At 62.2% G+C, this 21678-nt stretch carries 15 protein-coding genes and 1 pseudogene; 4 read left to right on the forward strand and 12 right to left on the reverse strand.

Annotated features, from left to right (window positions below; genetic code table 11):
• Positions 1 to 15: 15 nt before the first annotated feature.
• The 4 genes from B0G76_RS17130 to B0G76_RS17145 all read right to left on the reverse strand — a co-directional run bounded on the left by B0G76_RS17130 (position 16) and on the right by B0G76_RS17145 (position 4327).
• The gene (locus B0G76_RS17130; RefSeq protein WP_120293652.1) at positions 16 to 615 is read right to left on the reverse strand and encodes a LysE family translocator; all 600 of its coding nucleotides are present in this window, start codon (positions 613 to 615) and stop codon (positions 16 to 18) included.
• Between the two features lie 63 nt (positions 616 to 678).
• A complete protein-coding gene (locus B0G76_RS17135) occupies positions 679 to 936 on the reverse strand; it encodes a hypothetical protein (protein ID WP_120293653.1) in 258 nt (85 codons plus the stop codon).
• A gap of 120 nt (positions 937 to 1056) precedes the next feature.
• Positions 1057 to 3240 carry a hypothetical protein gene (locus B0G76_RS17140; protein ID WP_120293654.1) on the reverse strand — a complete coding sequence of 728 codons (2184 nt, stop codon included), beginning with the start codon at positions 3238 to 3240 and terminating at the stop codon, positions 1057 to 1059.
• 217 nt (positions 3241 to 3457) lie between these two features.
• Positions 3458 to 4327 (reverse strand): LysR family transcriptional regulator, encoded by an 870-nt coding sequence (locus B0G76_RS17145; RefSeq protein ID WP_220700789.1) that lies wholly within the window; start codon positions 4325 to 4327, stop codon positions 3458 to 3460.
• Positions 4328 to 4455: 128 nt separating this feature from the next.
• Between B0G76_RS17145 and B0G76_RS17150 the strand changes: the two genes are divergently transcribed.
• A complete protein-coding gene (locus B0G76_RS17150) occupies positions 4456 to 5862 on the forward strand; it encodes an MFS transporter (protein ID WP_120293656.1) in 1407 nt (468 codons plus the stop codon).
• Between the two features lie 376 nt (positions 5863 to 6238).
• Positions 6239 to 7556: pseudogene (locus B0G76_RS17155) on the forward strand (IS701 family transposase).
• A 525-nt stretch (positions 7557 to 8081) separates the two neighbouring features.
• Here the strand turns inward: B0G76_RS17155 and B0G76_RS17160 are convergent.
• The 4 genes from B0G76_RS17160 to B0G76_RS17175 form a co-directional block, all read right to left on the reverse strand.
• Positions 8082 to 9092: an IS110 family transposase gene (locus B0G76_RS17160; protein WP_259460608.1), complete on the reverse strand. Its 1011-nt coding sequence runs from the start codon at positions 9090 to 9092 to the stop codon at positions 8082 to 8084.
• A gap of 443 nt (positions 9093 to 9535) precedes the next feature.
• On the reverse strand, positions 9536 to 10336 hold the full coding sequence (scpB, locus tag B0G76_RS17165; RefSeq protein ID WP_120293658.1) for a methylmalonyl-CoA decarboxylase: 801 nt from the start codon (positions 10334 to 10336) through the stop codon (positions 9536 to 9538).
• A 130-nt stretch (positions 10337 to 10466) separates the two neighbouring features.
• On the reverse strand, positions 10467 to 11726 hold the full coding sequence (locus tag B0G76_RS17170; RefSeq protein ID WP_120293659.1) for a CaiB/BaiF CoA-transferase family protein: 1260 nt from the start codon (positions 11724 to 11726) through the stop codon (positions 10467 to 10469).
• A 169-nt stretch (positions 11727 to 11895) separates the two neighbouring features.
• The gene (locus B0G76_RS17175; RefSeq protein WP_120293660.1) at positions 11896 to 13224 is read right to left on the reverse strand and encodes an MFS transporter; all 1329 of its coding nucleotides are present in this window, start codon (positions 13222 to 13224) and stop codon (positions 11896 to 11898) included.
• A 175-nt stretch (positions 13225 to 13399) separates the two neighbouring features.
• On the opposite strand from B0G76_RS17175, the gene B0G76_RS17180 reads away from it, so the two are divergent.
• Positions 13400 to 14314: a LysR substrate-binding domain-containing protein gene (locus B0G76_RS17180; protein ID WP_120293661.1), complete on the forward strand. Its 915-nt coding sequence runs from the start codon at positions 13400 to 13402 to the stop codon at positions 14312 to 14314.
• A gap of 136 nt (positions 14315 to 14450) precedes the next feature.
• On the opposite strand, the gene B0G76_RS17185 is transcribed toward B0G76_RS17180, so the two are convergent.
• Positions 14451 to 15350, reverse strand: coding sequence for a DMT family transporter (locus B0G76_RS17185; RefSeq protein ID WP_120293662.1), 900 nt, complete (start codon positions 15348 to 15350; stop codon positions 14451 to 14453).
• Positions 15351 to 15510: 160 nt separating this feature from the next.
• Between B0G76_RS17185 and B0G76_RS17190 the strand changes: the two genes are divergently transcribed.
• Positions 15511 to 16431 carry an AraC family transcriptional regulator gene (locus B0G76_RS17190; protein ID WP_310793940.1) on the forward strand — a complete coding sequence of 307 codons (921 nt, stop codon included), beginning with the start codon at positions 15511 to 15513 and terminating at the stop codon, positions 16429 to 16431.
• A gap of 50 nt (positions 16432 to 16481) precedes the next feature.
• On the opposite strand, the gene B0G76_RS17195 is transcribed toward B0G76_RS17190, so the two are convergent.
• From B0G76_RS17195 to B0G76_RS17205, 3 genes are read right to left on the reverse strand one after another with little or no spacing between them, the layout of a single operon-like run.
• On the reverse strand, positions 16482 to 19502 hold the full coding sequence (locus B0G76_RS17195; RefSeq protein WP_120293664.1) for an FAD-binding and (Fe-S)-binding domain-containing protein: 3021 nt from the start codon (positions 19500 to 19502) through the stop codon (positions 16482 to 16484).
• 24 nt (positions 19503 to 19526) lie between these two features.
• Positions 19527 to 20276 carry a 2-keto-4-pentenoate hydratase gene (locus B0G76_RS17200; RefSeq protein WP_120293665.1) on the reverse strand — a complete coding sequence of 250 codons (750 nt, stop codon included), beginning with the start codon at positions 20274 to 20276 and terminating at the stop codon, positions 19527 to 19529.
• Between the two features lie 37 nt (positions 20277 to 20313).
• Positions 20314 to 21600: an MFS transporter gene (locus tag B0G76_RS17205; RefSeq protein ID WP_120296468.1), complete on the reverse strand. Its 1287-nt coding sequence runs from the start codon at positions 21598 to 21600 to the stop codon at positions 20314 to 20316.
• Positions 21601 to 21678: the final 78 nt, after the last annotated feature.

Genomic DNA, 21678 nt, shown 5'->3' on the forward strand with positions numbered 1-21678 from the left:
GCACAGGACGCGGTCTTAATGCAGCGCCGTCCACGCGAGCGACAAGGAAAACACGCCCAGCATGATCGAGGCGCCGCGCTGCATCTTCACCGGATTGAGCCAGGTGAGTTTGCCGCTACCGAGCGCCGCGCCAAACGCGATCCACGCAAGCGCGATCGGCACCAGCAGGCAGGCGAACATCAGCATCGCCGTGGCATAGGCGGCAACATGCGCGAACGCGATGGCGGGAAAGATCGTTCCGGCGAACAGCAAGCCTTTCGGGTTGAGCAGCGTCGCGACGAATAGTGTGCGCAAGCCGCTCGCGCGCTGCGTCGAATCGGGCAAGGCCACCGCCGCGCGCCACATATCCACAGCGAGATACGCGATGTACACGCCGGCCGCTACGCGCACTAGCGAAGGCAACCATGGCAACGCGTGCGCGGCTTGCGCGAGAAAATGTCCCCACACTGAAATCGACAGAAGATAGCCGGCCAGTTCAGCGGCGATCAGCGGCAACGAACGCCGCACGCCCTGGCGCAAACCGGCCGCCGCGAGCAGTGTATTGGTGGGACCCGGCGTAATCAGCACGACGACAATGCCGACAGCCAGCAATGCGATAGCAGACGAGGAAAGCATAAAAAAGGCACAATGTTGGCAACAATGCGCCTTTTTATCACAGCGCGCGGCGCGCCACCGCCCTCAGCGGTCGAGCTTCGCGCGCAATTCGCGGGCAGCTTCCAGCAGACCCTCGTAACCCGAACGTGCGTGCTCCGGCAAATCAGGATCGCCGACGAACGCGCCGAGGGTTTCGATCAGGCTATACAGAATGCCCTTGGCGGCACCCGAAGCGATGCTGCCGGACGATACCTGCTGGTTCACGTGACTGAGCGCTGCGTCGAGGTGTTCCAGGTCGGGGCGGTCACCCGGGGGCGGCTGAGGGGTTACGTCTTGCGTCATGATGAAGCTTCTCTCAGGTTGATGCATCAGTGAACAAAGCCATCCTTTCACGTTGTTATATACCGATCGTGCGCTGGCGTCCATTCGTGCTCGGACCCAGCGCGATCCACGCGATCAAGCTTAAGGCGTCCATCGATACATCAGGATTTTCGCGCGCGCGTCGTCTTCAAGCAGGACGACATATTCTCCATTGCCGCGCTGCACCGCGCTGATGCCGAGATAAACATCCACCCAGCCGGTCGTGCCGCCGACGCTCGCACCCGGCGTCATATAACCGACCGCCTGCCCGGTGCGCGCGTCGTACACATCCACCTTCGCCGTGTACAACTCTGCGACGAAGACGTAGTTACCCGCCACCGCGACGCCGACCGTCGTCGTCTGCGGACTGGTCTGCGTGTTCCATGGCAATGAGACCGTGTATTGCTGCGTCGGCGTGCCGGAACTCCAGTTGTCATAGCGCGCGAGCACCGGGCCGGCCTCCTTCCAGTGCGTCGAGTCCCACGGGATCGCGCTCGTAAATCCCGATATGTACATGGTGTCCGTTTCGGCAACGTAGACGATTCGCGCGATCCGCGTGAACGGCGCCGGCATCGCGAAAATCTTCGAACTCGCGTACGTGTAGATCGGATTGCAGACCGAATCGAGCCCCTGCAACGGCATCTCGCGGATGCCGCTCGTCGGCGTCGAAAGCCACACGTTGCCGGGCGTATCGACCCACCAGAAGCCGTTGCCGACCGTGCTGCCCGTTGACGGATTGCCGGTGATCTCGCTTGCGTCGACGGTGCCGTTGCCATTGCTGTCGCGCCACAGCCATTCGCCATAGGTGGGTTGCGCCGCGGGCCACGTGCCCGGCAGCGGATCCTGCGCCAGCAAGCCGGACGGTATCGCCATTTCTCCATGCGCCGCGTCGAAGCGATAGACGTTCAGATAGTGCGCGCCCGGATCGAGCGTGTAGAGAAACGGCTGGCCGTTGATTCGCCGCACCATCGGCTCACCACGCACCCCGCGCGGCTGGTGAAAAGCGGGGTCGTCGGGATAATCGAAACGGTTCAGCGTGAAGGCCGCGTACGACCATTCGTGGCCGACCGGTTGGCTGTAATCGAGCGCGAAACGCTTCGAGCCGGTGTACACGGAATTCGGCGTTGCCGGATCGAACGCGGCGCTATCGACGAACGTCAGCCCGTACAGGCGCCAGTTGAGTGCGTGCGTGCCGTACACGTAACTCTCGAGCACCGCACCTTGACCGACCGACGCCGAACCAAGCGGCCGCGGACCTTCGCCGTTCTGCGCGACGTACAGGTTGCCCGCGGGATCGAGACCGAGGCCCGTAATACCGTTGAAGCGCCAGTTGCCCGGCACGCCTTTGACCGGGTGGAAGATGCCGTTGCGCGTGCCGATCGACGCGCCAGGCTGCGGCTGACCGCTAGCGTCCTTGTTGTAGACGAGGATCTGCTGCGACGGTCCGTTGTCGGCGACAAGAATCTGTCCGGCGGGCGTGATCGCAATGTCGGTCGGCACCGCGCCGGCGGGCAACGTCAATGTACCCGCGAGCGCGGTGCCGTCGGCGACATAGTGAATAATGCTTAGGTTTCCCGATGAGATGCCGCTCATCACCCACAGCGTCGAATCAGTGTCAACCGCGATGCGTCCCGGCGACGTCACGTTCCACGAGCGCAAGCGCTGCATCGAGTTCGCGTCGAACACAACGATCCGGTTGCCGTAGGTATCGGCCACATACAGTTCGGTATCGGTGGCGGCCATGCCGCGAATCCCGGCATCGGTGCCGGTCGTCACCGCGTTGAGCATCAGGAAACTGTTCTTCGTCGCATTGGCGCTATTGCCGATGCCGCCGCTGAACGGCGCACCGGTCGCCAGATTGGCAATCGTGCGGCGCGTGATGCCGTACCAGGTCTGGTTCGCCGGCGGATAGTCCGCGCCGACCAGTCCGTTGCTCTCATTGCCGATCGACATCGCCGCGTACAGGTACGTACGGTTCGTCGCGACCGCATCGCCGCCCGCTGCGCCCCAGCCATGCGTCGAGCCGGCCACGGCGATCTTGTCGCCCGCACGATAGGCGGCGATTTCGCTGCCGCTTTCATCCCAGGGCGCGTTGGTGTACACGGTGCCGTCGGCGCCGACGCTGATCGCCTGGATGTCCTGCTGCATCCATTTGCCGTCGCCAAAACCAAAGCTATTGCCGATCCAGGATGTGGTGTAGGTCAGTTGCGACTGCGCGGATGCACTGAGAGGAAGGAGACTGTCAACGACAAGAACAGCCGCGCCAAGGCGAGCGAAAAGTTTCACGACGGGTTTTCCTTGCGAGGGGCGAAGCGCGCACGGCCGGCGTGTCCGGCGCACTATCGCGTGTATGCGGATCGATTAATTGTCGCGCATACGTGAAAGTTGGCTTTTTATCCTCGCATAGAAAAGGCGGAAATTAATTCGCAAAAAATTCGCGGAAAGCAGTTGATTGGCTAAAACATTCGAAGCGCATTCGAAGCGCATAAACCGCCGGTGCGTCTCAACGCGCCCCTACGAATTCCTCCGCCACCGCCGCAATCAGCACCTGGATCCGCGCGGTCTTGTACAGATCGGCGTGCGCGACCATCCAGACGTCAAATGGGTCCGCTCGATGCGGCATCACGCGCACCAGTTCCGGTTCGTCATCGGCACGAAAACGCGGCAGCTCGGCGATACCGAATCCGGCAAGCGCCGCTTCGAACAGCATCGCCGTGGATTGCGTCTGGAACACGACACGCCCGCGCGAAGTCGGCTCGCCGCACAACGCCCCCCACATCGACGGCGCGACCGGCTGTTGATACACCACCAGATCGTGACCCTCGAACGCCTCGCCCTCGCGCGGCTCGCCGCGTGCGGCAAGGTATTCGCGCGACGCGTAAATGCCCATCTCCAGCTGCGCGAGCTTGCGCGCGATCAGGTCGGGCGCATCGGGCCGCAGCGTGCGGATTGCCACGTCCGCTTCACGCCGCGTCAGATTGGTGATCTGCGCGGACGTCACGCAGACGATCTCGATGCCCGGATGCACCCGCCGTACTTTGGCGATGGCCGGCACTACGAAGTGTTTGCCGAGCGAATCGGTGGTGGCGACGCGGATCGTGCCCGCCAGTCGATCGTCGAGTCCGGCAATCCGCCGCTCGATCGATAAGGCCGCCTGCTCCATCGTCTCCGCCGCCCCGAGCAACGCTTCGGCAGCGGGCGTCAGCACGAACATGGCGGGAGTGCGCAGAAACAGCGTCGCCGAGAGCGACTCTTCGAGCGCGGCGATCCGCCGGCCGACCGTCGCCTGATCGACAGCGAGTTGCGCCGCCGCGCCGCGCAGCGTTCCCGTGCGCGCTACGGCGAGAAAAAATCGTGCGTTGTCCCAGTTAATCATTGGCTGTGTCGTCCGCAATGCATATTTGCATCATACACATGCGAAAACACTGCTTTATTGCATTCGCGGATGTGACTAGACTTCGTCGACCGATTCAATTGCAGATACAGCCCAAGGAATGCGCGATGACCGAATGCGCCGCTGGACCACCGCTCGCCACCGAGCTTGCCGACACGGAGCGGTCCGCCCAGCGCCGGCGCCTGACGCTCGCGCTGGTGGCAAGCGGCATGTTTATGGCCGTGCTCGACACCACCATCGTCAACGTCGCGCTGCCGGCGATGCACGCCAGCCTGGGCGCGTCTGTCGGCGGTCTCGCGTGGATCGTCGATGCGTACACGTTGAGTTTCGCCGCGTTGATCCTCGCGGGCGGCGTCGCGTCCGATCGCTTCGGCGCGAAGGCGATCTATCTATGGGGACTTGCGTTGTTCGTCGCCGCGTCCGCGGCGTGCGGACTGGCGCCGAACGTCGGCGCGCTGGTCGCCGCGCGTTTCGTGCAGGGCAGCGGTGCGGCGCTGTTCCTGCCGGCGTCGCTTGCCATTGTGCGCAGCACCTTTGACGACCCTGTCGAGCGTGGGCGTGCTATCGCGGCGTGGGCGGGGATTGCGTCGGTGGCGGCGGCAATCGGACCGGTGCTGGGCGGCCTCCTCGTGCAAGGGTTCGGCTGGCGCAGTGCATTTCTGATCAATGTGCCGACTGGTCTGGCTGCGTTCGCTGGTGCCTGGGCCGTCGTGCGTCATTCGACGCGCAGCGTCGGCCGCCATTTTGACTGGCGCGGACAGTTGGCGAGCATCGTCGCGCTCGGGGCGCTCTGCTATGCGGCGATCGAATTGCCGTCGCGTGGGATCGCCGCTAGCGAGGTGTGGGGCGCGGCGTTACTCGCCGTACTGGCCGTGCTGACGCTCGTTGCCGTCGAGCGGCGTGCGCATCATCCGATGGTGCCGGTCGAGTGGTTCCGCAATCGCCTGTTCGTGACGATGAATGTGATGGGGACGCTCGTTTACATCGGCTACTTTGGATTGTTGTTTGAGTTGAGTTTGTATCTGCATGGCGAGTTCGGTTTCAACGCGCGGCAGATTGGTCTTACGTTGTTGCCGTTGGCCGGGAGTCTGTCGCTTGGTAATGTGATTGTTGGCAGGTTGCATGGGCGGTTTACTGCGACGCAGTTTATGACGATTGGGCTTGTATTGGCTGCTATTGCCGTGCCGGCCATGGCTGTGAGTCTGGAATGGCGTGCGCCATGGGTCCTCACTTATGCAGCGATGGTGATGTTTGGTGGGGGGACGGCATTGTCGGTGCCGCCGATGATTTCGACTGTGCTCGAGCAGGTGCCGGGGGAGTTGGCCGGTGTGGCCTCAGGGTTGTTGAATGCGTTGCGGCAGGCGGGGGGGCTTGTTGGTGTTGCTATGGCCGGGGCCGCGACGATTCTTGCGCCGCATGTGGCGGTGGCGTTGGGGTGGGTGGCTGGAATGGGGTTTGTGACGTATGCGGGCGCGGCGGGGTTGGCGGCGTGGGCGGGGCGCCTGCGGTGGTGAGGTTTTTTTGTTTGGGTTTTGGGGCTGGTCGTTGATATGGGTTTTTTTGCCTTTCCTTGAATTCTTTGTGGTCTATTAGCGTTGCCCCTGTGCGGGGCGGCACCTACTTCTCTTTGCCTGCAAAGAAAGATAAGCAAAGAAAGCGGCTTCACACCGTTAGCTCATAAGCGGGTCACCCGCGCAGCCACGGTAGTGGTGCATCTGGAATCTGTGTTCTCGCACATTCGGCGTGAGTGACAAAGCCGTCATACTTCCGGCGGCGCTGCGCGCGCCGAAGCGCACTTTATAAAACCGTTAGTCTCACTGTGTCACAAAAATCATTTGCAGCGAAGCGATACCTGGTAGTATTGAATAATACAGACTTCGGGCGATCGCGATGAGAGAAGATGTCGACGAATTTGACGTGTATCTGAATCATCTGGCGCAGGCGTTAGGGCACGCCGATCGTCATGCCGGCCTCAAGGGTTACTGTTCGGGCCTGGTGTTGCCGCTATCGCGCAAGAGCGTCGAGCCGATGGCCGCGCACATTGACCCACTTCACGCGAGTGCGAAGCACCAGTCACTCCACCACTTTGTGGCCAAGGCAGACTGGTCTGATCGTGCGGTCCTGCAGCGGGTACGCGAATGGGTGATGCCCGCGCTAGACGCACATGCTGCTGAAGAAACCGGCTACTACTGGATTATTGACGACACGGGTTTCCCGAAGAAGGGACGTCATTCGGTCGGGGTGGCACGTCAGTACTGCGGGCAGCTCGGAAAACAGGATAACTGTCAGGTCGCCGTGAGCCTGTCGATCGCAACACAGCGCGGCAGTTTGCCAATTGCCTGGCAGCTGCATGTGCCCAAGGAATGGATTGACGACCGGGAACGTGCCCGTCGCGCGGGCATTCCCGACGATCTGGCTTTCGAGACCAAGCCGCAGATTGCGCTGGCCCAGCTTCGCGAGGCTATAGCATCCGGCGTTGCGCCGGGCATCGTGCTGGCCGATGCTGGGTACGGCGACGAAACCGCTTTCCGGGATGGCTTAACGGAACTGGGATTGTTGTACGCGGTAGGGATCAGGCCGGGCACCTCTGTGTGGGCACCAGGTACGGCACCGCTTCCGCCCAGGCCCTGGAGCGGGCGCGGCAAGCCGCCAACGTTGTTGCGCCGTGCGCCCGGCCACGAACCGATCGTGGTGAAGGAACTGGCCATGCAATTACCCGTGAACGCCTGGCAAGCCGTTACCTGGCGCGAAGGCAGCAACGCCGCACTTTCCTCACGCTTTGCCGCCCGTACGGGTTCGTCCCGCACATCGCGACTATTGGCGAAGTACCGTTCGCGACGAACAATGGCTGCTCATTGAATGGCCTGATGGCGATTCGGAGCCGCTCAAATACTTTCTCACTACCGCTCCCGAAGAGGCGGCACTTGAGCAGCTTGTGTTCGTGACCAAGATGCGCTGGCGCATCGAGCGCGACTATCAGGACCTGAAACAGGAGTTCGGGCTCGGTCATTATGAAGGGCGAGGCTGGCGTGGCTTTCACCACCACGCCACACTGAGTATCGCTGCGTATGGGTTTCTGATGGCTCAGCGACTCCGAATGCAATCAGATGGACGCGATAAAAAAAACTTCCTTGAACGTGCGCTGCCTGCCCTTCCCCCGGATTACGTCCCCCGGGGCAGTCCAGCGCGCTCAACGCCACGTTCCTGATTCCATTACCACGTTGCGCATCCTGCTTGGACTACGCCTCATGCAACGATGGCATGCTTCCTGTACGGTGATCGAGCGCGCAACTAAATATGTGACACAGTAAGACTTCTATGGGGAGTTGGTAGTCAACCCCATTTCGATGTGCTTTCCATAGGTCTTGCCTCCGTTTGACAGAGTCAGGTTATCCACCGCTGGTCAGCGTCGCGGTCCTGACACTCGAACCGCTGACCAGCGGTGGATAACCGGCTGTTTGCTGAGCGGATCGAATTCGGTCTGGAATCCTTTGCATCAGGTGAGTCATTAAAACGTTCGAGGTCGGAGTGTCTGACATCCGGGCGATTGCCCCGGGCCAACTTCTATCCGTGCCGGCGCGAGGCCGGTCACCACATACCGCATGCGCAAAGCGCTGGAACCACTCCGTTAACGACGTACCCCATCTAGAACTACGGTCACCCGTCAGGGCAACCCACTTACTGTCCGGGCACGCGAACCTTTTTCAATCCTGCCTGACTGTCGTCGCCCAGGTTACAGCGCCGGTGTTGCCGCCGCTTTGAGCCTTGCTCCTGCCGGAATCTCGCCATGTTCCAGATAACGCCATAGTGCGATCGCGAGACGGCGCGCAAGCGCGACAATGCCAATGCGTCGCGAGCGCTTGCCAGTTCTGCCAAAGCGCTGGTTGAACCATTTACTCATCTCGCTGACCGGCTGGAAGCGTAGCCAGCTCCAGGCGAGCTCCACCATCAGCCACCGCACCCGCTTGTTGCCCGCCTTGCTGATACCCTGCTCGACTTCACTGGTGCCGCTTGCATAGGGCGTCGGCGCCAGACCCAGACAGCCGGCGAGTTCGCGGCGATTGCGAAACTGCCGCCATCCGAACAGCTCCTTGACCAGAGTCCATGCGCTGCCTGTGCCGATGCCCGCCAGTCGTGCCAGCACTGCGATGGCCGGTTGGTCGCCGTCGCGCACCTGATGAGCCTGCATTGTCTCAAGCGACCTGATCTGCCTGGCGACAAGAGAGAGCCGCTCGAGCTCACGTTCAATTTCGGCGCGCAAACCTGGCTGCAGCTGCGCGGCGTGCGCTGCCCACCAGTCCACCCACGTGCGCCCACCAATGTGTTCCGTGCGCAAATTGTGCAGCACCAGCAGCGAGCGGATCCGGTTGCTGTGAGCGGTGCGCTCCTGCCGCAGCCTTCCGAGCTCACGGTGTACGCGGCGCTCATCTTCCTGCTCGGGGCTTGGGATGCGCGCGATCGCCCACAGCCGCCTTTCGCCAGCGTAGTAGCGCATGAGCATCGACAGCAACCTCTCAGCGTCAAGCCGGTCGGTCTTGGCACGCCGTGCCCGCCGGCTAACCTCGATGCTTGCAGGGTCCACCACCAGATTGGCAATCCCATGTGCACTCGCCCAGCGGTGCAGCCAGAAACCATCACGCCCCGCCTCATAACAACTGCGCACCGGCGCATCGTTGCACAGATGGCAGCGCGCCTTTGCTTTGGCAATTGCCTTCAGGACTGCCTCGGTATCGCCTGCGCTCACAGTACACTGGCTCGGGGCGCGAACTCCATCTCCCAGTGCAAGCCTCCAGCTTCTATCGCCTAACTCGAAGGCGACATACAGCGAGCCGATAGCGAGCCGATCACCTTTGAATCCTGCCCACCACGGGCCATGTCCGGTGCGTTCATTTGCGTGCTCCTACGAAGAAAACGGATGACGACTCCGTTTTACTCCACCGCCTTCGCCTTCGCTGCCCTCATAGTATCTAGTAGCCTGTTGCGTGCACGTAAGTTGGTGAGTTGTTCAGCAAAGCGCTTGCGGTTATGCGCTTCGCGCCTTGGTGCTCCCGGAAAAGCTCACCGTGGTGTCCTTCGTTCATTTTTTTGCTCCCGGAATGACTCACCTTTGGCGTTGTCGTTTGGGACGTCACCATTCATTGAACCGCTCTCCTCGAACATCGTCTCGGGCCGCGGCAAGCGCCTCGTTCACTCTCCTTTGAACACCGGGGGCCGTCTTTCCGAGAACGCCGCCAGCCCCTCGCTAAAATCCGCACTTTCGCATGCCTGTCGGCGAAGCTCGGCAATCTGTTCCATCGCCTGCACAGGCATAGGCTGCAAGTCTTCAAGTATCCGTAGTTGTTCCTTCACGGCCTGAATCGCCAAGGGTGCCTTGTTCGCGATTCCGCGCGCCATGTCAAGCGCCGTTGCTTCCAGATCGTCGCCGTCGACCAGACGGTTGATTACGCCGAAACGCTCGGCGCGCGCCGCGTCAAGCGGCTGCGCGCTAAAGAACATTTCCTTCAGCACGTGAATCGGCACATTGTTGAAGAACCGCAGCAAGCCGCTCGTCGTATAAGGCAAACCAATGTTTGCCGGGGTCATCGCGAAGCGCGCGCTGCCGTCAGCAACAACAAGGTCGCAACTCATCGCCAGATCGACCGCGCCGCCCCAAGCAGAACCCGACACCATCGCAATTACCACGCCCGGGTAAGCCCGCACGCGGCGCAACACCCGCTCCAACGGCTTGTCATAGGCAATCGGATCGCGGTCGTGCATCAACTCTCCAAGGTCATGACCCGCGCTCCAAACGTCCTGTCCAACGCCGCTGCCAAGTATCACGACCGGTATCCGCCGCGCCGCAAGGTCGGCAAGGCGAGCATCAAGTTCGTTCAACAACTCCGCGCTGAGCGCATTCCTGCGCGTAGGATGACTGAACGTCAAGCGTGCCATCCGTTCATCCACCATATCGACGGTTACCGCAAACGGCGATGCGTTCGGTGTGTTCATTGTGTGACCTCTGCAGCATGTTCCAAGGTTTTCGGCCTGCTCATCGTGTAACTCCCGCCGCGCGTTCCAAGCTTTGCGGCGCGCTTATTGCGCGACGCCGACTGACGTGTTTGGAGTTTTGCATCGGCACTCATAGCGTAGCGCCAACCGCGTGTTCCCGAACCTTCTCCGGCAGCAAATACTCCCCCTGTTGATGCACCGCTTTTGCCGCAAGCAGCGCCTCGATCGAGTTCTCATCAAACCCCGCCTCGCGCAATACATCGACAGTATGTTCGCCAAGGCCCGGCGGCGCATGACGGCTGACATGATGCGAAGAATCGCCCGTCACCGCCGAACTCGACACCGGCGTCACAACCTGGCGCAGCGCGCCAAGCGTCGGATGGTCGACCGTTTCGACCAACCGGCAATGCTGCACTTGCGGATCGGCGAACACTTCGTCCAACGTATTGATCGGCCCCGCCGGCAAACCCACGCCGATGAAAAGTTCTGTCCACTCCCGTTTGCTGCGCGTCTTCAAACGCGCTTCCAACGCAGCCTTCAATTCATCGCGATGCTCAACGCGGGCTTCGTTGGTCGCGAAGCGCGGATCGTCTGGCAATGCGGGCAAATCGAGCAACTGGCACAAGCGCAGCCACATGTCGGACGTAATCGGCGCGATGTTGAGCGGTCCATCGGCGGTTTCGAACACGCCATACGGTGCAATCACCGAATGCGCGTTACCTGTGCGGCGCGGGATATCGCCCAAGCTCAGGTAGCGCTGGCCATGCACGCTCAGCAGCCCCACCAGACTCGCGAGCAACGACGTGCTCACATGCTGGCCAAGCCCGGTTCGCTCACGCGCCAGTAACGCGGACAGTATCGCCATCGCGAGCCACATACCCGAGCTCAGATCGCCGATCGCGGTGCCGGTGCGCGTAGGGTCGCCATCGGCGAAACCGGTCAGGCTCATCAGCCCGGAATAACCCTGCGCGATCTGGTCGAAACCAGGCCAGCCGCTCATCGGGCCATCGGCGCCGAACGCGTTGATGCTGCCCATCACCAGCCGCGGATTGCGCGCGCTGAGCACGTCATAACCGAGCCCCATGCTCTCGATGGTGCCAGGCTTGAAGTTCTCGATCACCACGTCGGCATCGTCGATCAGCCGGTGGATCGCGGCCAGTCCTTCCGGATTGCGAAAGTCGATGCACACGCCGCGCTTGTTGCGGTTGCAGGAGAGATAGTAGGTACTCACACCCCGGTCGAATGGCCCCCAGGTTCGGCTCATGTCGCCGCCCGGTCCCGGCTCGACCTTGATGACGTCCGCGCCGAGATCGGCCAGCACCATCGAGCAGAACGGCCCCGACAGCGCACGGCTCAGTTCGACGATCTTGATTCCTTTTAACGCTTGCATTCAGTTCTCCAGCGAATTGATAACGGCTGCGGACAGCACGAGCGACGCGTTTGCACTACGCACACAGCGTCTAAGGACCGGTGCGCATAGCCCGAGTGGTGCGCCAGCGCTATGCCCACAGCGTCTAGAGACCCGTGCGGACAGCCCAAATAACGCACTCGCCAAGGCGTTATTCCGGCAACGTCTGATGACGGGTCTCGACAGCAAACGGCAAGATCAGCAGGCCGATCACAAAGGCCACAGCGGTCCACGCAATCGGCAAGCCGAGCGAGCCTTGCCAATGAATCGCGGCCGCCAGCAAGAAGTTCACGCCGGCGCCGAGCAGGCGGCCCACCGACGCATTGAAGGCAAACGCGGTAGCGCGTATCCGGGTTGGATATTGCTCCGGCAGCCACAGCGAGAAGATCGCAAAATTGCCGCCGAAGAAGCCAAGGAACAGCAGCGACACCATGAACAGGTTGAGTCCGTTCGGCAGATAGAAGACCCAGCCGAAAGCAAACACGATCGACACCGCCATGCCGGCAAAGTACGCGCCGAGCGCGACGCGGCGCCCGAGCCGCTCCGCCAGCCACGGCGCCGCCAGACACCCAAGGATCGTCCCAACCGACAACACCGCCGCGCCGATCGAGGCAAGATGCACCGCACCGACGCGGTCGATCCCGGCGCGCGTCGCCAGCGTCACGACCGCGCTCGCTTCGTACACCGAACCCGCCCACAAGCCGATGATCGCGACCCCCACCAGGCTCGCACTCGTCAACGTTCGACGCCGATAGGCCGGCGCGAATATCTCGAGCAGCGGCCGGCGCTTTGCCACCGCCGCGGCGTTCGTCTGGCCGACGCCATGCGTGGCCTTGCGCCACTGACCCGGCTCCTTCACCCTGAGCACCGTGAAAATCGCCAGCAGCGCCGGTGCGAGACCGCACAGGAACATCGCGCGCCAGCCGTAGGTCGCGCCGACCGTGTAGTTCAGCAAAGCGGCAAGAAAGAATCCGACGTAGTAGCCGGTCTGCAAATAGCCCGCACCCATCTTGCGGCGATCTTCCGGCCAGCTCTCGGCGACATAGGTCCCCGCCAACGCCCATTCGCCACCCACGCCGATGCCGGCAATCAGCCGGAAGGCGGCCAGTTCCCAGACGTTGTGCGCGAACGCCGCCGCGCCGGTGAACACCGAGTAGATGAGGATGCTGGCGGCCAGCGTCTTGACCCGGCCAAAGCGGTCGGCGAGCGGCCCCCAGATGAACGACAACCCCCAGCCGATCAGAAACAGCGCGAACAGGATCGAGCCATACATGCCGAGATTCCCGGGCGTCGCGGCAATCCCCGAGACGGGCAGCAACTCGGTGAGCGCCGGAATCAGCACGAGTGCGTAGATCACGGAATCCACGCCATCCAGTACCCATCCCGAGTAAACCGCCCAGAAACCGCCGATCTGCTCGCGGGTGAGAGGCGTGCGCCGAGGTTTGAGCCCGGACGCCGATACAGCGATCGTTTTGGACATTCTTGTCTCCTAGCCGGCAGACGCCGGCCGTTTTGAAGCTGCGCCAGACAGTTCAGGCTGGGCACGCTTCGGTTTTTTGTGGGTTGAGTATAAGAACGCACTCGATAATCGAAAAATATGATATTTCTCTTGTTCGATCGGATTTTCTTATGAAATGAAGGAGCGAGCGACATCCATGGACCTGCGGCAACTGCGGTATTTCGTCAAAGTGGTGGAGTGCGGCAACGTCACGCGCGCGAGCGAAGCGCTGCACATCGCCCAACCCGCAATCAGCCAGCAGATGCGCAATCTGGAGCGCGATCTGGGCATGCAGTTGCTGGAGCGCAGCGTTCAAGGTGTGGCGCCGACCGCAGCCGGGCAGACGCTTTACCGGCACGCGATCGAGTTGCTGCGGCAGGCCGACAGCACGCGCGAACTGCTGCGGCAGGACGCCGAGCTTCCGCAGGGCAAAGTGTCGGTCGCCATGCCGTCGAGCACGGCGCGGATGGTGGCGATCCCGCTTGCCCGCACGATCCGCGATCGTTACCCCGGCATCGCGCTGGAGTTGCTCGAAGCACCGAGCGCGGAACTGGGCAGCCTGATCGGCAGCGGACGGGTGGAACTGGCCGTCGTGGTAGACGCGGTCGAAACGCGCGGGGTCGCCGCGCAAAAGCTGCTCACCGAGGCGCTCTATCTGATCGCGTGGCCGGAATTTCAGATGCCGCGCGAGCCGGTGTCGATCGCCGAACTCGCGCACATGCCGCTCATCCTGCCGAGCGCGCCGAATACGATTCGCAGCCGCGTCGAGTGGGCCCTGCGTGAAGCGGCGCTGCCGTGCGAGATTCTGTTCGAGGCCAGTTCCACCGCCTTGTTATTCGCGGCGGTCATGGCCAGGTTAGGCGTGACGATCCTGCCGTGGACGGCCGCGCACGTCGAACTCGATGAGCACAAGCTCAAGCTTGCGAAGGTCGATCACCGGTTGTTCTCGCGCGACCTGTCGCTCTGCTGGCACGACACCGCGTTACTGAGCAATGCCGTGCAGAAGGTGAAGGCGACGATACTCGAACTGTTCGATACCCTTGGCAAGCGGCCGGAGTGGACCGCGGATTAGGGCATCGCTCCTCGAAAACACCTCCTCCGAGCCACCTCTTCCAAAGCGCCTCTTCGAAAGGACTCCCCGCCAAAGCGCCGTCATCAAAGGTGTCATCCTTTGGGGTTGTCGCTGCACCGAGCGCACCGCTGCGCTCTCAGGACGCCCTCAAGCGCCGCGCAAAGAGTCGCCGCGTAAGATCGAACGCCACCAGATTTCCCGCCACCACGAGCAGGAGCCCGAGCACCGCCAACGCGGACCAGCGGTAGCCCTCGAATACCGTCGACGCCGTCAGCGCCACAATCGGAAACAGCACGGTGCAGTAGGCAGCCCGCTCCGGCCCAATGCACCCGACCAGCATCAGATACGCAGTAAAGCCGATCACCGAGCCGAGCACGGCCAGATAGGCGAGCGCACCGAGATAACGCGCGTCAGGCTCGATGGAGAATGAAAAGCCGGCCAGCGCGCTGCCCACCGTCAGGATCCCGGCGCCGATCAGCATTGCCCAGCTATTGGTGGCGAACGGGTGCAAGCCCATCGATTGCATCCGGCTCGACAGGAGATTGCCGGCCGAAAAACACAAGGTGCCAAGGAAGGCGATAGCGAGTCCCAACCACACTGCGTGGTCACCCAGGTGTCCTGCCATCTGCTGGACGAACAGGCACACAATGCCGACGAGCCCCAGCGCCGCACCAGCAATCGCCGACGGTTGCAAAGGACGGCCCATAAAGAGCCGGCCGTTGATCGAATTCAGCAGCGGCGCGGTGGAAAACACCACGGCGACGAGGCCGCTCGGCACCACCTGCTCGGCGTAGTAGAAGCACAAAAAATTCAGACAGAAGAGCGCCAGGCCTTGCGCGGCCAGGAAGCGCCAGGCGGCGCGCGGCGGCCAGATCGGCCGGCGCATGATGCGCAGCAGCGCGAACAGCACGAGCGCCGCGATCCAGAAACGCCACGCAATCGACACCGGCGGCGGTACCGCACCCAATTGCCATTTGATCGCGATCCACGTGGTGCCCCAGATCAGCACGGTGACGGCATAGAGCGAAAGATTCATGACGAGGCCTGCAGCAGCAGTAAGCGGAAACTCCACTATGCGGCAGCGCTGGCGGCCGCACTTGTCCAGGATTGCGCACTTTTTCGGAGTGACGCACCGCCGGCGATCGCACGCCCTATACTGACGCTTCCCCTGTCATCGCATGCATCCCGCTCGTTCCGTGAACGCCAGACTGCCCGCCTCCGTGATCGAATCCACCGAAACGCCGTTCGGCCTTCAGTCGGTCTGTCACACGCTGCAGAGCGCCAACGCGAATCTCGAACGCTTCGCGTGGCTGGGCGACCGGCTCGCCATCGCCGTCTGGACCCGCGACACGGAGGAAGCCGAAACCATCTATGACCGGCCCGGGCATCACACGTTGTCGTGCTATCTGAATGGCGGCTATCGCACCGAGCGTCAGAAGATGCCAGGGCGCTACGGTGCACCGTCGCGGCTTTGCGCGTTGCCCGGCGAGCATGAATCGCGCTGGTGGGTGCGCGGCCACATGCATTTCATGCATCTTTACTTCCTGCCCGAACACTTCACGCAGCGCGCCGTGCAGGAACTCGATCGCGAGCCGCGCGAACTGACGCTTGCCGATCGCACCTATTTCGAAGACGCCTGCATTGCGAGTCTGTGTCAATCGCTCGCCAATGAAGACTGGAAAGACCCCGATGGCCTGCTGCGGACCAATGAAACCTCGCATCAGGTGTTGAGTCTGCTGCTGCGCGCACAAGGCGTGCGCCGCACGGATGCGTCACTCAAGGGCGGTCTGTCGGTCGCGACCCGGCGGCGCTTGCGCGACTACATCGAGAGTCATCTCGCACAAACGCTCACACTCGGCGAGCTTGCCGGTGTAGCCGCGCTGTCGGAATTTCATCTGGCGCGCATGTTCCGCACCTCGTTCGGACTACCACCCGCAGCCTGGATCGCACAGCAACGGCTCGAACGCGCACGCACGCTGCTGCGTACCACCCGACTGCCGCTCGCTCAGGTCGCGGAACAATGCGGCTATGCGAACGCCAGCCATTTCAGCCATCGTTTCCGCGAGAGCGTCGGCGTGGCGCCGGCGGCGTATCGGCAGGTGGTCGGCGCTGGGTAGTGGCTGGGTGCCTCTGAACCGGGCTGAGCGCTAATCGAAGCTCACCACCCTCACTGCAAAGCCATCGCCAGCACGCGCGCCACGTGGATCGCGTCGACGCCCGCGCCATCATGAATCTGATGCCGGCAACTCGTGCCGTCCGCGACCATCACCGTATTGCCGTCGATCTTGCGCACTGCGGGCAGCAACGAGAGTTCCGCCATGGCCTGCGACGTAGCGTAATGCTCAGCTTCGTAGCCGAAGCTGCCCGCCATCCCACAGCACGACGATTCCACCGTCGACACCTTGAGATCAGGAATCCACTTCAGCACGGTTTGAACGGGCGTGAACGCGTCGAAGGCCTTTTGGTGGCAGTGGCCATGTACGAGCGCCTGCTCTTTTGCCAGCGGCTTCAACGCAAGCTGCAAGCGCCCGGCCTTTTCCTCACGCACCAGAAACTCTTCGAACAGAAACGCCTGCTTCGAAAGCCGTTGCGCTTCCTCGCCGAAACCGTAGTGTAGAAATTCGTCACGCAACGACAGCAAACACGATGGTTCCAACCCGACGATCGGTACGCCGCGCTCCACAAACGGTTTGAACAGATCGAGCATGCGCCGCGCTTCCTGCTTCGCTTCATCGACCAAACCGGCCGCGAGGAAGGTGCGCCCGCAACACACCGGGCGCTCGCCCTGGCGCATATTGAAGTGCACCGTGTAACCAGCAGCCTCCAACACCTGTTGCGCGGCGCGCGCGTTTTCAGGTTCCATGGTGTTGTTGAATGTATCGACGAACAACAGCACTTCTTTTAGCGCGCCACCTTGGGCCGGTTTGCCCGGCACTGCGTTAGAGAGAAACGATTTCCTGAAACGCGGCAACGTGCGTTCAGGCGCAAAGCCCACCGTTCGCTTGAACCACGCCGACAGCACCGGCACGTTATCAGCCAGCGCCATCAAACCCGGCACGCGGCTCGCCGTTGCCGCATAGCGCGGCATGTAAGCCACCAGCTTGTCGCGCAGACGCAGTCCATGCCGTTTGACGCGCGCCGCCCGCGCCTCGATCTTGAACTTCGCCATGTCGACGCCCGTCGGGCAATCGCGCTTGCAGCCCTTGCACGAGACGCACAGGTCGAGCGTGTCCTTGACGTCGTCGCTGGCGAGTCCTGCTTCGCCGAGTTGCCCGGAGATTGCCAGACGCAACGTATTCGCGCGTCCTCGCGTCACATGTTGCTCATCCTTCGTCACACGATAACTCGGGCACATGGTTCCCGCGTCGAACTTGCGGCAATGGCCGTTGTTGTTGCACATCTCGACAGCCTTCGCGAGACCGCCCGACAGATCGTTGCCGCTGCCCGGCAGCGTCTCCTGCCCCGTCAGCGGATCGCGTTCGACGTTCCATGCGGACCAGTCGAGCGCGGTCTCGATCCGATGCACCTGGTAGCCCGGCGCAAAGCGGAAATTGTGCGCGTCGTCCATCTTCGGCGGACGCACGATCTTGTCGGGATTGAAGCGGTTGTCCGGATCGAACAGCGCCTTGATCTCGGTGAACGCCTGGTTCAGACGCGGCCCGTATTGCCATGCGACCCACTCGCCGCGGCACAAGCCGTCGCCGTGCTCACCGGAATACGCACCTTTGTATTCGCGCACCAACGCGGCCGCTTCCTCGGCGATCGCGCGAATCTTCACCGCGCCGTCGCGCCGCATATCGAGGATCGGCCGCACGTGCAACGTGCCGACACTCGCGTGCGCATACCAGGTGCCTTCCGTGCCGTGACGATGGAACACCTCAGTCAAACGGCTCGTGTATTCCGCCAGATGTTCGAGCGGCACCGCGCAATCTTCGATGAAGGAGACCGGCTTGCCGTCGCCCTTCATGCTCATCATGATGTTCAGCCCAGCTTTGCGGACTTCCCACAGCGCTTTCTGTTCGTTCGCGTCAGGCATCTCGACGACCGAATCGGGCAAGCCCAGATCGGCCATCAGCTCGCCGAGTTGCCTGAGCGACGCGAGTTGCGCCTCACGGTCCTCGCCGGCGAATTCCACCAGCAGGATCGCTTGCGGCTCGCCGACCAGCGCCTTTCCGATCACCGGACGAAAGGCGGGATTGCTCATCGCCAGATCGATCATGGTGCGATCGACCAGTTCCACGGCCACCGGCTTCAGCTTCACAATGTGCTGCGTGAGATCCATCGTCTGCCAGAAGGTTGGAAAATTCACCACGCCCAGCGTTTTATGGACGGGCAGCGGCATGAGCTTCAATGTCAATCGCCGGCTGAACGCAAGCGTGCCTTCCGAACCGACCAGCAGATGCGCGAGATTGGCGATACCGTCGTCGGTATAAGCGCGCGGATTCTGGCAATCGAACAGGTCGACGTTGTAGCCCGCGACACGACGCAGGACCTTCGGCACCCGCGCCACGATTTCATCGCGCTCGCGTTGGGCGATTTGCTTCACGCTTTCCACTATTTGCTGCAAGCGCGCGCCTTGCGGTGCCTCGCGCAATGACGCGAAACGTGCCTCGCTGCCATCGGCGAGAATCGCGTCGATCGCCTCGACGTTGTGCACCATATTGCCGTACTCGATCGAGCGCGAACCGCACGAGTTGTTACCCGCCATTCCGCCTATCGTGCATTGCGCCGCCGTCGAGACGTCGACCGGAAACCACAGGCCATGCGGTTTCAGCCATGCATTCAGATGGTCCAGCACGACGCCTGGCTCGACCGTCACCGTGCGCGCATCGGCATCGAACGCGACGATGTTGTTCAACCATTTGCTGGTGTCGATGATCAGCGCTTCGCCGACTGTCTGGCCGCATTGGCTCGTGCCCGCGCCGCGTGCAAGCAGCGGTACTTTCTCGCTACGCGCGATTTCTAATGCGATGCGCAGATCGTCCTGATCGCGCGGCACCACCACGCCGATCGGCGTGATCTGATAGATGGACGCATCGGTCGCATAACGGCCGCGGCTCGCCGCGTCGAACAACACGTCGCCGCGCAAAGATTTGCGCAGATGCTGTGCGAGCGGGGTCGTCAGACGCGCGGCGGACGGTACCAGATGAACCGGCTTGACGAGTAAAGCGGAAGTGGGATTCGTCATATCGTCGGCCTATAGGAAAGCGGGCTAGTACAGCGTCAGTCTAATCGGCGCGAGCCCTTCAATACGCCCGCTCGCCGTGCCCGCGCTCTGCGGAAAAAACATTCCGGTGTACGAACCGGTGGTGACGACCATCTCCGGCGTGACCGCGATGCCGCGTGACGTGGCGTGATTGACGAGCCACGTGAGCAGGCGCTGCGGATCGCCGGCCGGATTGGCGGGCGTCGTTTCGACCACGTCACGCCCTTCAAAACTGAAGCGGGCCGACGGCGCCACAAACGGAAAGTCCTCGCGATATGGCATGAATTCGCCGACGATCAGCGCGCCGTGATTCTGCAAATCCGCGAGTTGAGCGAGCTTGTCGACGTTGGGCCAGCCGGCATAGCGGCTCGCCACGATCTCGATGGTCGCGCCGATCGAGCCGATGCCTGCACGCACGTCGGTTTCGCTATAGGGCGTGGTGGAAGGCTCGAAGCGGCGGCCGAAGCGGAATGCGATCTCCAGTTCGAGCCCTAGCGGCGCGAAGACTGCACGTGGCAACCGTGCGCCATCGGCGTGCAGATCGTTTGCAGGCAGCGGTGCGCCCTGGATTGGACCGCTGTCGGACTTCGCGCCGATCTTCCAGCCGCCGATCGGCGCGCCCAGTACGCGCAGGATGTCATGCTGGATCGCGTAGGCGGTGGCCGCGTCTGCGGGTGTTTGCTCCGGCGGCAACGCATCGAGCGTCAGGTGATGGCGGCGCGCGTCGGCGAGACGTTGACTCAATGATGTTGTCATTGCTTTAAAGGCGAAGAGAGGGAACGGTGCAGTCTGCTTATGCACCCACGCCCGTGGTGGCGTGCGCTTTGTCGGCCGCGCCGAGTTCGAACTTGCTTTCCGGCTGCATGCGGAACGCGAGCACCACGCCGATCGCCATCAACAGCATGCTGCCGAGGAATGGCAACTCCCAGCTGCCGAAGTAGTCGATCAGAAACCCGCCGACCACCGGCGAGATGATCGCCGCCAAGGCCGAGCCGGTGTTCATCATGCCGCTCGCCGTGCCTGAGTATTCCGGCGCGATGTCCATCGGAATCGCCCACATCGGGCCGATCGTCATTTCGGCGAAGAAGAAGCCTGACGCGAGACATGCCATCGACAGGTACAGGCTGTGCGTGAACATCAGCGGAATGAGCGAGAGCAGACAGAACAGCATGCAGACCGACACCATCCAGCTTCGGGCACGCTTCAGGCTGCGCGTGCGCGTGAAGATCCAGTCGGTCACGATGCCGCCGAGCGTGTCGCCGATCACACCAGCAAAGAACACAACTGAGGCGAAGATCGCGGACTTTTGAAGTTGCAGGTGATAGCTGTGCAGGAAGTACTGCGGAATCCAGCTGAGGAACAGCCACAAGGTCCAGCCGTAGCAGAAGTACACGATCGTGACCGGCCACATGCGGCGAAACAATTTTCCCCACGGCACGCCGGCCGCTTTCTGCTTCGGCGTGGGCAAGATTTCGAGTTCCTCGGTCGTGATACGCGGATGATCTTTCGGATGTTCGGTGAACGTGAACGCCCACACCGCCACCCACACCAAGCTGAACACGCCGCAGATATAGAACGATTCGCGCCAGCCCCAGGTCGCCATCACCAGCACGATCAGGCCGGGTGCAACCGCATTGCCGATACGCGATGCCGCGTGGGTAATGCCCTGCGCAAAGCCGCGTTTTTCTTTCGCCACCCAGCGCGCCATCGCGGAGGTCGCGGCAGGAAACGTGGCGCCTTCGCCGAAACCGAGCAATACACGCGCGGCCAGCAATGAAACCAGGCCGCCGGCGAAACCGGTCAGCAACGTCGCGACGCCCCAGATGGCGCCGCAGAAAATCAGCGTGCGTTTTGCACCGAAGCGGTCACTGACCCAGCCACCGATGATCTGAAAAATCAGATACGGATAAGCGAAGGCGGAGAACACGAGGCCCACTTCCGTATGGGAAAGGCCGAACTCCTTGCCGAATCCTGCCGCCGCGGTGCTGACGTTGACGCGGTCCAGGTAAGTGATGAAGTACATGATGCATAGCATCACTAGAACGATACTGGTCGCACTGCTCACACGAAACCGCTTCATCGTCTCTCTCCATTGCAGTCTATCGACGGCGCGCCTGAAATGGCGCGCTGCGTCGCTGCCCGCCGGCGACATACGCCG

Source organism: Paraburkholderia sp. BL23I1N1 (genome assembly GCF_003610295.1).
Taxonomy (GTDB): domain Bacteria; phylum Pseudomonadota; class Gammaproteobacteria; order Burkholderiales; family Burkholderiaceae; genus Paraburkholderia.

What these genes read in the sequence shown, in the direction of transcription:
- B0G76_RS17130 (WP_120293652.1), bottom strand. Translation starts at nt 615, where the DNA reads ATGCTTTCCTCGTCTGCTATCGCATTGCTGGCTGTCGGCATTGTCGTC.
- B0G76_RS17135 (WP_120293653.1), bottom strand. Translation starts at nt 936, where the DNA reads ATGACGCAAGACGTAACCCCTCAGCCGCCCCCGGGTGACCGCCCCGAC.
- B0G76_RS17150 (WP_120293656.1), top strand. Translation starts at nt 4,456, where the DNA reads ATGACCGAATGCGCCGCTGGACCACCGCTCGCCACCGAGCTTGCCGAC.
- scpB (WP_120293658.1), bottom strand. Translation starts at nt 10,336, where the DNA reads ATGAACACACCGAACGCATCGCCGTTTGCGGTAACCGTCGATATGGTG.
- B0G76_RS17170 (WP_120293659.1), bottom strand. Translation starts at nt 11,726, where the DNA reads ATGCAAGCGTTAAAAGGAATCAAGATCGTCGAACTGAGCCGTGCGCTG.
- B0G76_RS17175 (WP_120293660.1), bottom strand. Translation starts at nt 13,224, where the DNA reads ATGTCCAAAACGATCGCTGTATCGGCGTCCGGGCTCAAACCTCGGCGC.
- B0G76_RS17180 (WP_120293661.1), top strand. Translation starts at nt 13,400, where the DNA reads ATGGACCTGCGGCAACTGCGGTATTTCGTCAAAGTGGTGGAGTGCGGC.
- B0G76_RS17185 (WP_120293662.1), bottom strand. Translation starts at nt 15,350, where the DNA reads ATGAATCTTTCGCTCTATGCCGTCACCGTGCTGATCTGGGGCACCACG.
- B0G76_RS17195 (WP_120293664.1), bottom strand. Translation starts at nt 19,502, where the DNA reads ATGACGAATCCCACTTCCGCTTTACTCGTCAAGCCGGTTCATCTGGTA.
- B0G76_RS17200 (WP_120293665.1), bottom strand. Translation starts at nt 20,276, where the DNA reads ATGACAACATCATTGAGTCAACGTCTCGCCGACGCGCGCCGCCATCAC.
- B0G76_RS17205 (WP_120296468.1), bottom strand. Translation starts at nt 21,600, where the DNA reads ATGAAGCGGTTTCGTGTGAGCAGTGCGACCAGTATCGTTCTAGTGATG.